Below are 12583 nucleotides of genomic sequence, written 5' to 3' on the forward strand. Positions count from 1 at the left end.
TTACCAAAGGCCGCGACGGACAGGAAGAGCGGAGACGTTCATGCGGAAGATTCTCTCATTGGCGCTGGGCCTCGCCGCGGGTGCGGCTCTGGCCGGCGCCGGCGCGCTGCCGGCTTCCGCCGCCGAGAAGCTGAAGGCGGCGTGGGTATATATCGGGCCGGTCGGCGATTTCGGCTGGAGCTACCAGCACGACCAGGGCCGCAAGGCGGTCGAGGCGGCGTTCGGCGACAAGGTCGAGACCTCCTATGTCGAGAGCGTGCCGGAAGGTCCCGACGCCGAGCGCGTGATCGAGCAGCTGGCCCGCGCCGGCAACAAGATCATCTTCACCACCTCCTTCGGCTACATGGAGCCGACGCTGAAGGTGGCCAAGCGGCATCCGAAGGTGTTCTTCGAGCACGCCACCGGCTACAAGCGCGACAAGAACATGGCGACCTACAACGCCAAGTTCCACGAGGGCCGCTACATCCTCGGCCAGATCGCCGCCAAGATGTCGAAGACCGGCACCATCGGCTACATCGCCTCCTTCCCGATTCCGGAAGTGATCTCGGGCATCAACGCGATGATGCTCGGCGCGCAGTCGGTGAACCCCGACATGAAGGTGAAGATCGTCTGGGTGAACTCCTGGTTCGATCCCGCCAAGGAAGCCGACGCCGCCAAGGCGCTGATCGACCAGGGCGTCGACATCATTGCCCAGCATACCGACAGCCCGGCCGCCATGCAGGTCGCGGAGGCGCGCGGCGTCAAGGCGTTCGGCCAGTCCTCCGACATGATCAAGTTCGGCCCGAACGCGCAGCTCACCTCGATCGTCGACAACTGGGCGCCCTACTATGTCGAGCGCGTCAAGGAGGCGATGGACGGCTCTTGGAAGTCCACTGACACCTGGGCCGGCCTCAAGGACGGCGAGGTCGAGATGGCGGCCTACACCAACATGCCCGACGACGTGAAGAAGCTGGCGCAGGAGACCGAGGCCAAGATCAAGTCCGGCGCGCTGAACCCCTTCCAGGGTCCGGTCGTCAAGCAGGACGGCACGGTGGCCGCCAAGGCCGGCGAGGCGGTGGCCGACAAGGATATCCTGTCGATGAACTGGTACGTGAAGGGCATCGACGACAAGGTGCCCGGCCAGTGAGCCGGGCGGTCTGACCCTCCCAAGCCTTCGGCGGCGACCTCCGGGCCGCCGCCGAGATTGCCAAAGCCACCTCCATATGCGATGCGCCAGATCATGCCGTGCCCGGCATCGCGAACGACCGGGCCGAACGGCGACGATGGGAGCGGCGACGGGCGCATGAGGATACCGGTGGACATCGCCGCCATGGGCGCGCGGGCGACGGAGATGCTCGATGCTCTCGGCGCCATCTCGCAGTCCGGCGACAACCTCACCCGCTTCTTCCTGACCCCGGAGCATCGCCGCGCCGCCGATCTGGTCGCCGGCTACATGAAGGCGGCCGGGCTCGACGTCTCCGAAGACGCGCTCGGCACGCTGCGCGGCCGCTGGCAGCCTGCCGGCCCCGAGGCGCCGCGCCTGCTGATCGGCTCGCATATCGACACCGTCGCCAATGCCGGCCGCTATGACGGCACCATGGGGGTGATCGTCGGCATTCTCGCCGTCGAGGCGGTGGTGAAGGCCGGGCTGAAGCGGCCTTATGGCATCGATGTGCTCGCCTTCGGCGATGAGGAAGGCACACGCTTTCCCACCACGCTGTCGTCCTCTGCCGCGGTGGCCGGGCATTTCCTGCCGTCCTGGCTCGGCGCACGCGACGCCGACGGCGTTTCGCTCGAGGAGGCGATCCGTGCCTATGGCAAGGATCCCGCCGACATTCCGGCGGCGGCCTACGACCCGGACAAGACCATCGCCTATGTCGAGGCGCATATCGAGCAGGGGCCGGTGCTGGAGGCCGAGGGCGAGCCGCTGGGCATCGTCTCTGCCATTGCCGGCGCCTCGCGGCTGTCGATCACCGTCACCGGCGAGGCCGGCCATGCCGGCACCGTGCCGATGCGCATGCGCCGCGATGCCTTCGCCGGCGCCGCCGAGATGGCGCTGGTGGCCGAGAAGATCGCCCGTGCCGACCGCCACGGCATGGTGGCGACGGTGGGGCGGCTGCATGTAGAGCCGGGTTCGGTCAACGTCATTCCCTCGCGGGTGGTGTTCACCCTCGACCTGCGCTCCGGCTCCGATATCTCCCGCCGCGAGGCGCTGACCGAATTCGAGCGCGAGGCGCACCGCATCGCCGATGCGCGCGGGCTCGGCGTGGTGATTTCCGCCTTTCACGAGGTCGGCACCGTGCCATGCTACCGCGATCTCCAGCTGAGGCTGCGCAACGCCGCCGCCGATCTTGGCCAGCGCGCGCCGACCTTGCCGTCCGGCGCCGGCCATGACGGGCAGGCGATGTCGCGGCTGTGCCCGGTCGGCATGCTGTTCGTGCGCTGTCGCGGCGGCATCAGTCATAATCCGGCGGAATACGCCAGCCCGCAGGATATCGGGCTTGCGGTGGCGGCGCTGGTGCGTTTCATCGAACGGTTCGAGCTGCCGCAGCTGGCGGGCAGCGTCCAGGGAGCAGAGCAGTGAGCCAAGTCGAAGCGGGCGTCGCGGGTCGCGACGGAGAGCGGCTCGAACGCGAGGTGGCGTTCCTCAAGGCGGTGGTCCGCGTGCCGAGCGACAACCCGCCCGGCGACTGTGCCGCCCATGCCGAAGTGACCGGACAACTGCTGGAGGAGCTCGGCTTCACCGTGGAGCGCCACCCGGTGCCCGAGCCCTTCGTGAAGAGCTACGGCATGAAGTCGGTGGTCAATCTGGTGGTGCGCGAGCGCTTTGGCGACGCCAAGGGGCCGGTGATCGCACTCAACGCCCATGGCGACGTGGTGCCGCCGGGCGAGGGCTGGACCTTCGATCCCTATGGCGCCGAGGAGAAGGGCGGGGCGATCTATGGCCGCGGCGCGGCAGTCTCGAAGTCCGACTTCGCCACCTATGCCTTCGCGCTGCTCGCCCTGAAGGAGAAGCCGGAGGGCCTCGACGGCACGGTCGAGCTGCATTTGACCTATGACGAGGAAGCCGGCGGCTTCGTCGGGCCGAAATGGCTGCTCGGGCAGGGCATCTCGAAGCCCGACCTCGCCATATCCGCGGGCTTCTCCTATTCCGTCGTGGTGGCGCACAATGGCGCGCTGCACCTGGAGATCGTGGTGCGCGGCAAGCAGGCGCATGCCGCCATGCCGGAGACCGGCGCCGACGCGCTGGAAGCCGCGACCGCCATCCTGACCGCCATCTATGGCGAGCGCCGCCGCCTCTACGGCATCACCAGCGCCACCCCGGGCATCGGTTCGCCGAAGATCACCGTTGGCCTGATCTCCGGCGGCATCAACACCAATGTGGTGCCCGACCGCATCTCGCTGCGCGTCGACCGTCGCCTGACGCCGGAAGAGAACGGCGAGGAGGTCGAGGCCGCGCTCACCGCGCTGGTGGAGAAGGCGGTCGAGGGCTGGGACGGCATCGACATCGAGTGCCGGCGCATCATCCTCGCCGAGCCGCTGCGCACGCTGCCGGGCACCGAGCCTCTGGTGGAGACCATCCAGAAGCACGCGGCCGAGATACTGGGCGAGGTGCCGCCGGCGACCGCCGTGCCGCTCTACACCGATGCGCGCCACTACACCGCCGCCGGGATCCCGACCGTGCTCTACGGCGCCGGGCCGCGCTCGATCCTCGAGGCCAATGCCCATGCGGCCGACGAGCATGTGCGCATCTCCGACCTCGACAAGGCGACGCGGATCATCGAGGGCGCGCTGCGCGACCTGCTCGCCGCCCGCTAGCCGCCCGCTATAGTCATGGCCGGTCTGCTGACGCCCTTCCTCGACGACCACGGATACTGGATCTCGGTCGTCGTGGTCGGGATGGTGCCGGTGCTGTGGGCCATCATCGCCTATCGGGTGGCGATGATGGAAAGCGTGGTCGCGTGGGTGAATTCACGCGACTTCGCCAATTCGGTGCTGAGCGCGCTGACGCTGCCCTTCTCGCTGTTCTTCGCCTTCATGATCAGCGACATCTGGAGCGGCGACGTCCGGTTGTCCAAGACCATGCAGGAAGAGGTGCAGACGCTGGGAAACGGCGTCGATCTCGCCGCCATGTGCGGGGTGCCCTGCGACGGGCTGCACGTCGCCATCACCGACTATGCGCGCGCCATCGTGACGCTCGAATGGCGAGAGGGGTGGACCGGCCTCGATCCGCAGGCGGCTGCCGGGCTCGACACCATCAACCGCCGCCTGCGCGAGGTGGAGGCCGATCCCGCCACGCCTGCGACGCTGCGCGGCCCGCTGGTGCAGGTCTACATGCAGCTGCGCAAGCTGCGCAGCGACCGCTATTTCGCGGTGAATTCCGATCTCGCGCCGCATCGCTGGATCATGGTGCTGCTGCTGGGCGTGCTGTCGCAGACCGGGCTGGCGGCCCTGCACACCGGGCGGCGCGGCGCGCTGATCGTCGGCCTCGCCTTGTTCACCATCGCCTTCGTCGCCACCATGTCCTACACGATGGTGCTGATCTGGCCCTCGGTGGATGCGAGCCTGCTCCCCTCCGAGGAACTGGCGCGCATCCTGCGCTAGAGCGTTTTCGAGCGAAGTGGAATCCGGTTCGCGTGAAGACGACGCGTCCGAACAAGACCGTGAAGCCTTTCGGGTGAACCGGAGTTCACCGGAAAGGCTCTAGAAGGCCGGCGGCTCAGAAGCCCACCGCGGTGCCGTGCAGGTCGTAAGCATCGGCGCGCTCGATCTTCACCGTGGCGATCTCGCCGACCCGCAGCGGCCGGCGCGAGGCGACATGCACCACGCCGTCGATCTCCGGCGCGTCCGCCTTGGAACGGCCCACCGCCACGGTGGGGCCGACCGAATCGATGATCACCTGCTGGCGGGTGCCGACCTTGCGCTTCAGCCGCCGGGCGGAGACGCGCTGCTGCACCTCCATGAAGCGGTTCCAGCGCTCCTGCTTCACCTCGTCGGGGATGGCGACGCCGAGATCATTGGCCGGCGCGCCGGCGACCGGCTCGTATTTGAAGCAGCCGACGCGATCGAGCTCGGCTTCCTCCAGGAAGTCGATCAGCTCCTCGAACTCGGTGTCGGTCTCGCCGGGGAAGCCGACGATGAAGGTCGAGCGCAAAGTGAGGTCCGGGCAGGCGGCCCGCCAGGCTTGGACGCGCGCCAGCGTCTTCTCCTGCGCCGCCGGGCGCTTCATGCGCTTCAGCACCGTCGGCGAGGCGTGCTGGAACGGGATGTCGAGATAGGGAAGGATCACGCCCTCCGCCATCAGGCCGATCACCTCGTCGACATGCGGGTAGGGGTAGACATAATGCATGCGCACCCAGGCGCCGAGCGAGCCCAGCTCGCGCGACAGGTCGAGGAAGCGGGTGCGGACCTGGCGGTCCTTCCACTGGCTCTCGGCATATTTCAGGTCGACGCCATAGGCGGAGGTGTCCTGCGAGATGACCAGCAGTTCCTTCACCCCGGCGGCGACCAGCTTTTCGGCCTCACGCATCACCTCACCGGCCGGCCGGCTGACCAGGTCGCCGCGCAGCTTGGGGATGATGCAGAAGGTGCAGCGATTGTTGCAACCCTCGGAAATCTTTAGATAAGCGTAGTGACGCGGAGTGAGCTTCACCCCCTGCGGCGGCACGAGATCGAGGAAAGGATCGTGCCGCGGCGGCACGGCGGCGTGCACCGCATTGACGACGCTCTCATATTGCTGCGGGCCGGTGACGGCGAGCACGCCGGGGTGCACGTCGCGGATCTGCTCGGGCTCGGCGCCCATGCAGCCGGTGACGATGACCTTGCCGTTCTCCTTCAGCGCGTCGCCGATGGCGGCGAGGCTTTCCGCCTTGGCGCTGTCGAGAAAGCCGCAGGTGTTGACGATGACGAGGTCGGCGCCCTCATGCTTGCGCGAGAGCTCGTAGCCCTCGGCACGCAGGCGCGTGACGATGCGCTCGGAATCGACGAGCGCCTTGGGGCAGCCCAGCGAGACGAAGGAAATGCGCGGCGCCTCGCCGGAAGGGCTGTGCGGGACGTCGATCGACGCGGGATCGGCCATGGATGTCGGGCTCGGGTTCTCGAAGCAAGCGCGAGCCGTTAATCGAGGCGCGGTCCGCCGTCAACTCACGAAGACGCCGGGCCGCCGCGCGCACGGCGCAGGACAACCCGGCGTGAAGGTGGTCGACGGTCGGCAGAAGGGCCGTCAGGCGGCCTTTTCGGCGGTACCGAGATCGATGGCCTCGAACAGCTCGACCTCGGGATGGCCGACATAGAGCGGCTTGTTGCCACCGGCGTTCTTGTGGGCGGCGCGGAAGGCCTCCGACTTGGTCCAGGCCTCGAAATCGGCGCGGCTGCCCCAGATGGTGTGCGAGGCATAGAGCGTGTGATCGTCGCGCTGCGGACCGCGCAGCAGGTCGAACTTCTTGAAACCGGGCACGGTGGACAGGTGGCTGTCGCGCGCGCGCCAGACCTGCTCGAAATCGGCTTCCGAGCCGAGCTTCACCTTGAAGCGGTTCATGGCGATGAACATGGAGCGTCCCTCATTGGTCGGATGGGTGATGCCGGACGATAGCGCCCGGCATCGGGAGATGGAAACCGGCGCGTCGTTCAGAAATGCGCGCGCAGGCTCATCAGCACGGTACGGCCCTGGCCGGTATAGCCGGTGAAGCCGGTCGCGCCGACGGAGAGCGCCGGGGTGTATTCCTCGTCGAACAGGTTGGTGGCGTCGACGCGGAAGGTCAGCTTGTCGTTGATCTGGTAGCTTCCGAACAGGTCGACGAGGTTGTAGCTCGCCGAGGGCGTCGAGCTGATGGCGCCGACGAACGTCGGACCGAAGGTGATCTGCGTCGATTCTGAATAGAAGGAATAGCGCCCGCCGATGGTGAGGCGCTCGTCGAAGAAGCGCAGGCCAGCGGTCAGCGAGACGATGTCGTCCGGCAGGTACTGGTTGGTACCGAAGCCCTGGGTCTGCGGCGGCAGATCGTTCTTGTTGTGGGTGTAGCTCGCGGAGGCGAAGAACTTGCCGGAGTCGTAGTTGGCCTCCAGCTCGATGCCGCTCACGTTGGAGGTACCGTCGACGTTGCAGAAATAATACTGCACGTTGCGGCAGGTGACGATGTAGTTCGAGATGTCGTTGGTGAAGTAGTCGGCCTTCAGCCGCAGCTGGTCGCCGGCAACGAACAGGCCGTCCTTACGGATGTTGAAGCCGAACTCCCAGCCCTTGGAGACTTCCGGCTCAAGATAGGGATTGGCCGAATAGGAGCCGGTGCCGCCCGGATGGGTGCCGCCGACCATGGTCTCGCTTGCGGTGGGCGCGCGCATGGTCTCAGCATAGGTCACATAGGGCTGCAGCCAGTCGAAGGGGTTGATGGCGAGGGTGAACTTGGGGTCGAAGCGGCCGTCGCTCTGGTCGACCGTCCATGCGCCGATCGGCACCGCGCCGCCGGTGCCGCTTTCATAGCCCGAGCCGTCCAACGTGTAGAAGTCGTAGCGCAGGCCAAGGATGAAATCGACGATGTTGTAGCTGAAGGTGGTCTCGGAGAAGACGCCGCCGATCGAGTTCTCGCCCGAGGGATTGACGCCGCCGTAATTTGCGGGGGTGAGGCTGTTGGAAGCGCTCACGTCGTCGTAGAAATACTCGAAGCCGTTGATGGTCGACACCGCGACCTCACCCCACATGAACTTCGAGGTATTGGAGGTGTCGAAGCCCCAGCCCTGATCCTCGATGACACGGCCGCGCGAGCTCGAAGAGGTGCGCGTGGTGTTGAGGTAGGTCATAGTCAGGTCGTTGTAATAGGCATTCAGCCGGAAATCGATCAGCTCGCTGTCTGGGTCGTAGTGGTAGTTCGCCGTGAAGGTGTTGTTGGTCACCTGCTGGTCGGCGGAATTGGCGTAGAAGAAGTTGTTGTAGAACACCGCCCCGAGCTTCAGCGTCGAGTCGTCGGTGAGCTTGATGTCGCTCTTCAGCAGGCCCGAGGTGAGGTTCTGCCACGTATAGGGCACCATCACCCCGGCGCCGTTCTCGTAATTGGTCGGGCCGGAATTGGCGATGGCACCGGCGACCGAGACGCGGTCGTTGAGCTTGGCGGCCCCGGCGAACATTTCCTTCCAGCCGACGCCGTTGCTGCCCCAGGTGAGGTTGGAGATCGCCCCCCAATTGTTGCCCGGCTTGATGATGTCGTCGACCCCGAGCGTGCGCATGTCCGCCGCGCCGGCCAGCGCACCGGCGCCGCCTGCGGTGGAGACAGCGCCGCGGGCGATGTCGACGCCGGCCAGCAGCTGCTCGTCAACATAGGCGAAGCCTGACGCCTCGTGGCCGACGAAGCGGAAATTCTGCCGCACGCCGTCGATCATCATGTTGACGCGGCCGAAGCCCTGGAAGCCGCGGATGTTGATCGCGACGCCGGGATTGGAGGTGCTCTGCTCGGTGAAGGTGCCGGGCACGGTGCGCAGCACGGTGTCGAGGCGGCTCGACTGGTTCAGGTTGTTCAGCATGTTGACGGTGCTGACCGCCGACGGCGTGGAATAGGGGTCGGAGACCAGCCGCCCGTCGGCGCCCTGGACGGTCACCGTCGGCAGCGCCTCCGCCTCGCCGGCGGTAGCCGTCGTCGTGCTGGCCGCCGTGGAGGCGGCCTGCTGCGCCAGTGCCGGCGCGGCGACGACGAGCGCGCCGAGCGAGATGCCGAGCAGGGCGGAGTGGCGGGAGAGCGGACGGCGGCTGGCGCCGGCGCGCGGGAAGGTCGCGGCCATGATCATCCTCGATGCGTAAGCGGCGAGGCCAGAGAACTGCCGTTTTTCGGTAGCCGACTCCGCCTCGCATCTGCGTCACATCGGTCATATTTTCAGGTAAATATCGGAGTCAACAAAGTTTAGTTCCACTTTATAATAATTACATTTTGAGATTTATCGACCAATTCAGTTCGATGACTCATGCGAAAATGAATTGAATCAAGGCAATCATTGGTCCACATAGGCGACAACATTGAGAGGTGTTGCCATGCCGAATGCGATTTATAATAGTTTTAAGTTCGTGTTTCTGCTCTGCGTGGCGATTTTACCACAGGAATACGCTCGCGCGGCCGAGCCGGCGCCGGTCGAGATGGTCGACAGCGCCGGCCGGCATGTGACGGTGAAGGACACCAGCCGGGTAGTCGCCATCGGCGGCTCGATCACTGAGATTCTCTATGCGCTGGGCCTTCAGGATCGCATCGTCGCGGTCGACACGACGAGCGTGTTCCCGCCCCAGGCGCTGAAGGACAAGCCGGATGTCGGCTATATGCGTGCGCTCTCCGCCGAAGGCGTGCTGGCACTGGCCCCCAGCCTGGTGCTGGCGATGGAGGGCTCCGGGCCGCCCACCACCATCAACGTGCTGCAGCAGGCCTCGGTGCCGTTCATCTCGGTGCCGGAAGGGCACGATGCCGCCGGCGTCGTCGCCAAGATCCGCTTCGTCGCCCACGCCATGGGCGCGGACGCGAAGGGCGAGGTGCTCGCCAAGGCGGTGGCCGAGGACTTCGAGGCGCTGGCGGCGATGCGCGCGCGCATCAAGGAGCCGCGTGGGGCGGTGTTCGTGATGTCGATGGGCGGCGGCTCGCCGATGGTGGCAGGGCAGGGCACCGGGGCCGACGCCGCCTTCAAGCTGGCCGGCGTGACCAATGTGATGAGCGCCATCACCGGCTACAAGCCGGCGGTGGGCGAGGCGGTGCTGGCCGTCGAGCCCTATGCCATCGTCAAGATGGGGCGCAGCGGCGGGGCGGATGACGCCATACTCCAGCTGCCGGCCTTCGCGACGACGCCGGCGGCGCGCGACAAACGGCTGTTCCCCGTCGATGGCGCCTATCTGCTGGCCTTCGGTCCTCGTATGCCGCAGGCCGCGCGCGACCTTGCCGCAGCGATCTATCCTGAGCTCGATCTGCCGAAGCTGCCGGAGCGGCCGTGGACGCAGGCTACGGGGACGGCGCCGTGATTATCGAGGCGGTCGCGGTGAGGGCGGTGCCGGAGCGCGGCGCGCGAGAGAGGCGGGCACGGCTGGGGCTTGCCGCCTGCGCGGCGCTCGCCCTGGCGGCGGCGCTCGCCTCGCTCGCCATCGGACCGGTGACGATCCCGGTCGAGCATGTGCTGGCGATCCTGTGGCGGGCGATGGGCGGCAGCGTCGCCGGCCCGGAGATCGGGCTGCGCGAGAGCGTGGTGGTGCTGGACATCAGGCTGCCGCGCACGCTGCTCGGCCTCATGGTCGGAGCGGCGACGGCGACGGCCGGCGCGGTGATGCAGGGCGTCTTCCGCAACCCGCTGGCCGATCCCGGCCTGATCGGCGTGTCGAGCGGCGCGGCTCTGGCCGCGGTGCTGTGGATCGTGCTCGGCGCCTCGCTGGCGGCTGTGCTGCCGGGGGTGGGCCTGCCGGCGTTCATCGGCGAGTTCGGCCTGCCGGCCGCCGCCTTTGCCGGGGCGCTGCTGGTCACGGCGGTGCTGCATGTGGTGGCGACCCGCGAGGGGCGGACCTCGGTGGCGACGCTGCTATTCGCCGGTATCGCCTTCGGGGCGATGGCGGGGGCGGGGACCGGCGTTCTCGTGTTCATCGCCTCCGACCAGCAATTGCGCGATCTTACCTTCTGGAGCATGGGCAGCCTTGGTGGCGCGACCTGGGCCAAGCTGATGGCGGCGTCGCCCTTCGTGCTGCTGCTGTTCGTGCTGGCGCCGCCGCTGGCGCGCGCGCTCGATGCGCTGGCGCTGGGCGAGGCGGCGGCCTTTCATGTCGGCGTCGATGTGGAGCGGGCGAAACGCCTCGCCATTGCCGGCGTCGCCGCCGGAGCGGGCGCGGCAGTGGCGGCGGCCGGGGTGATCGGCTTCGTCGGGCTGGTGGTGCCGCACCTGCTGCGGCTGCTCATCGGGCCGGGGCACCGCCTGCTGCTGCCGGCCTCGGCCTTCGCCGGCGGAGCGCTGCTGCTCGGTGCCGATCTGGTGGCGCGCACCATCGCCGCGCCGGCGGAGCTGCCGCTCGGTATCGTCACCGCCGCCATCGGCGCACCGTTCTTCCTCTGGCTGCTGCTGCGCCGCCGTGCCGATCTGTTCGGGTGACGTTCCATGTATGAAGCGCAGGATATCGACTACGCGGTGCCCGGCCGGCTGCTGCTCGACGGTGCCGACCTTACGGTGCGGCCCGGCCGGGTGACGGCGCTGATCGGCCCCAATGGCGCCGGCAAGTCGACGCTGCTGAAGGTGCTGACGGGCGAACTACGCCCGAAGCAGGGCAGGGTGCTGGTCGATGGGCAGGACATCGCGGCGCTGGGGCCGGCCCGGCTGGCCCGGCGACGGGCGGTGTTGCCGCAGGATGTGCATGTGGCGTTTCCCTTCACCGTCGCCGAGGTGGTGGCGATCGGCCTGCCGCAAGGCGAGCGCGCGCCGCACCGCATCACCGGGGCGCTGGAGAAGGTTGACCTCGCCGGTTTTCGCGACCGGCCCTATGCGGCGCTGTCCGGCGGCGAGCAGCAGCGCGTGCAGATCGCCCGCGCGCTCACCCAGCTCGCGAGCTGCGACGGGCCGGGCTACCTGCTGCTCGACGAGCCAACATCGAGTCTCGATCTGTCGCACCAGCTGATGGTGGTCGAACTCGCCCGGCAGGTGGCCCGAAGCGGTGGCGGCGTGGCGGCGGTGCTGCACGACCTCAATCTCGCGGCGATGATCGCCGATGAGGTGGTGGCTCTGAAGGGCGGCCGGATCGTCGCGCGCGGAACGCCGGCCGAGGTGCTGACCGACGCCCTCGTCGGCGAGCTCTACGCGGTCACGGCGCGGATCGGCACGGCACCGCAGACTGGCCCGTTCCTGCTGCCGCAGGCGATGACGCGCGCCTGAGGGGCGGCGCGCTTGGGGCCGCCGGAAGAGGCTGGGGGGGGCATCCTCCGGCGGCTGTTCGCCGGCGCGCTTGGCCGGCTAGTAGGCTTATTTCAGCTTGTCGACGTCGATGCCGAAGGTGACGGCGCCGATGTTCTGGCCCTTGTCGGAGATGGCGACGCTGGCCTGGGCGATCTTCTTGCCACCGTCCTCCTCGACCTTGTCGACGAAGATGGCGCCCGGGCCGACCGGATAGGTCTTCTGCCACTTGGCCTCATCGGCCTGCCACATGTCGGAGGTGCCGTCGGTCTGGCCGACGTTCAGGCCGTAGCCGTCCATGACGAAGGCTTCGGTGATGACGCCACCCGACGCGTCCTTCTTCTTGGTCAGGAACTCGGCGAGCTTGTTCTTCATGGTGCTGTCGCGCAGCGCCTGGTCCTTGGCCTTCCACTTGTTGTCCAGCTCATCGATGTCGCTCTGCATGAGCTTGGCGTGGGCCTTGTTGGAAGTCAGGACGGCGGAAATCACTGCCGGGTCGCTGAGCCAGGGCTCGATGTTCTTCTTCACATAGGCGGTGACGGCGGCGGCGTGGGACATCTCGTCCTGCGCGAGGGCCGGCACGATGCCGAGCAGGGTCGCCGCCGCGGCCAGCGCGGCGATCTTGGTACGGATGGACATTGGCGTTTCCTCTTTAGGGGACGATCTTGGCGTCGTCCGCTCGCAGCGTAACATGAAGTAAATTATGAAATATAGTGCAATT

At 67.4% G+C, this 12583-nt stretch carries 11 protein-coding genes; 7 read left to right on the forward strand and 4 right to left on the reverse strand.

Going from position 1 to position 12583, the window contains the following annotated elements; translation table 11 throughout:
* Positions 1 to 40 precede the first annotated feature (40 nt).
* The 4 genes from KHC28_RS03000 (at position 41) to KHC28_RS03015 (ending at position 4584) form a co-directional block, all read left to right on the forward strand.
* The gene (locus tag KHC28_RS03000; RefSeq protein WP_214006841.1) at positions 41 to 1126 is read left to right on the forward strand and encodes a BMP family ABC transporter substrate-binding protein; all 1086 of its coding nucleotides are present in this window, start codon (positions 41 to 43) and stop codon (positions 1124 to 1126) included.
* A 156-nt stretch (positions 1127 to 1282) separates the two neighbouring features.
* Positions 1283 to 2563, forward strand: a complete 1281-nt coding sequence (locus KHC28_RS03005; protein WP_214006842.1) for an allantoate amidohydrolase — start codon at positions 1283 to 1285, stop codon at positions 2561 to 2563.
* Entirely contained in the window at positions 2560 to 3798 is a 1239-nt protein-coding gene (locus KHC28_RS03010; protein WP_214006843.1) for an ArgE/DapE family deacylase, read from the forward strand. The genes KHC28_RS03005 and KHC28_RS03010 overlap by 4 nt, the downstream gene beginning before the upstream one ends.
* A 15-nt stretch (positions 3799 to 3813) precedes the next feature.
* The gene (locus KHC28_RS03015; protein ID WP_214006844.1) at positions 3814 to 4584 is read left to right on the forward strand and encodes a bestrophin-like domain; all 771 of its coding nucleotides are present in this window, start codon (positions 3814 to 3816) and stop codon (positions 4582 to 4584) included.
* A gap of 115 nt (positions 4585 to 4699) precedes the next feature.
* On the opposite strand, the gene rimO is transcribed toward KHC28_RS03015, so the two are convergent.
* The 3 genes from rimO to KHC28_RS03030 form a co-directional block, all read right to left on the reverse strand.
* Complete coding sequence (rimO, locus tag KHC28_RS03020; protein WP_214006845.1) at positions 4700 to 6058, reverse strand: 30S ribosomal protein S12 methylthiotransferase RimO; 1359 nt, start codon at positions 6056 to 6058, stop codon at positions 4700 to 4702.
* 144 nt (positions 6059 to 6202) lie between these two features.
* Positions 6203 to 6529, reverse strand: coding sequence for a heme-degrading protein HmuQ (hmuQ, locus tag KHC28_RS03025; RefSeq protein ID WP_214006846.1), 327 nt, complete (start codon positions 6527 to 6529; stop codon positions 6203 to 6205).
* Positions 6530 to 6606: 77 nt separating this feature from the next.
* Positions 6607 to 8748 (reverse strand): TonB-dependent receptor domain-containing protein, encoded by a 2142-nt coding sequence (locus tag KHC28_RS03030; protein WP_214006847.1) that lies wholly within the window; start codon positions 8746 to 8748, stop codon positions 6607 to 6609.
* A gap of 247 nt (positions 8749 to 8995) precedes the next feature.
* On the opposite strand from KHC28_RS03030, the gene KHC28_RS03035 reads away from it, so the two are divergent.
* From KHC28_RS03035 to KHC28_RS03045, 3 genes are read left to right on the forward strand one after another with little or no spacing between them, the layout of a single operon-like run.
* The gene (locus tag KHC28_RS03035; RefSeq protein WP_246564179.1) at positions 8996 to 9961 is read left to right on the forward strand and encodes a heme/hemin ABC transporter substrate-binding protein; all 966 of its coding nucleotides are present in this window, start codon (positions 8996 to 8998) and stop codon (positions 9959 to 9961) included.
* Positions 9931 to 11070 carry a FecCD family ABC transporter permease gene (locus KHC28_RS03040; protein WP_376772584.1) on the forward strand — a complete coding sequence of 380 codons (1140 nt, stop codon included), beginning with the start codon at positions 9931 to 9933 and terminating at the stop codon, positions 11068 to 11070. Before KHC28_RS03035 ends, KHC28_RS03040 begins: the two co-directional genes overlap by 31 nt.
* A gap of 6 nt (positions 11071 to 11076) precedes the next feature.
* On the forward strand, positions 11077 to 11844 hold the full coding sequence (locus KHC28_RS03045; protein WP_214006848.1) for a heme ABC transporter ATP-binding protein: 768 nt from the start codon (positions 11077 to 11079) through the stop codon (positions 11842 to 11844).
* A gap of 87 nt (positions 11845 to 11931) precedes the next feature.
* Here KHC28_RS03045 and KHC28_RS03050 read toward each other — a convergent pair whose 3' ends face one another.
* Complete coding sequence (locus KHC28_RS03050) at positions 11932 to 12501, reverse strand: hypothetical protein (RefSeq protein WP_214006849.1); 570 nt, start codon at positions 12499 to 12501, stop codon at positions 11932 to 11934.
* Between the last annotated feature and the right edge of the window lie 82 nt (positions 12502 to 12583).

The organism is Ancylobacter sonchi, from assembly GCF_018390695.1.
In the GTDB taxonomy this organism is placed as follows: Bacteria; Pseudomonadota; Alphaproteobacteria; order Rhizobiales; family Xanthobacteraceae; genus Ancylobacter; species Ancylobacter sonchi.

Coding starts and splice junctions, on each gene's coding strand:
- KHC28_RS03000 (WP_214006841.1), top strand. CDS start 41: ATGCGGAAGATTCTCTCATTGGCGCTGGGCCTCGCCGCGGGTGCGGCT.
- KHC28_RS03005 (WP_214006842.1), top strand. CDS start 1,283: ATGAGGATACCGGTGGACATCGCCGCCATGGGCGCGCGGGCGACGGAG.
- KHC28_RS03015 (WP_214006844.1), top strand. CDS start 3,814: ATGGCCGGTCTGCTGACGCCCTTCCTCGACGACCACGGATACTGGATC.
- rimO (WP_214006845.1), bottom strand. CDS start 6,058: ATGGCCGATCCCGCGTCGATCGACGTCCCGCACAGCCCTTCCGGCGAG.
- hmuQ (WP_214006846.1), bottom strand. CDS start 6,529: ATGTTCATCGCCATGAACCGCTTCAAGGTGAAGCTCGGCTCGGAAGCC.
- KHC28_RS03030 (WP_214006847.1), bottom strand. CDS start 8,748: ATGGCCGCGACCTTCCCGCGCGCCGGCGCCAGCCGCCGTCCGCTCTCC.
- KHC28_RS03035 (WP_246564179.1), top strand. CDS start 8,996: ATGCCGAATGCGATTTATAATAGTTTTAAGTTCGTGTTTCTGCTCTGC.
- KHC28_RS03045 (WP_214006848.1), top strand. CDS start 11,077: ATGTATGAAGCGCAGGATATCGACTACGCGGTGCCCGGCCGGCTGCTG.
- KHC28_RS03050 (WP_214006849.1), bottom strand. CDS start 12,501: ATGTCCATCCGTACCAAGATCGCCGCGCTGGCCGCGGCGGCGACCCTG.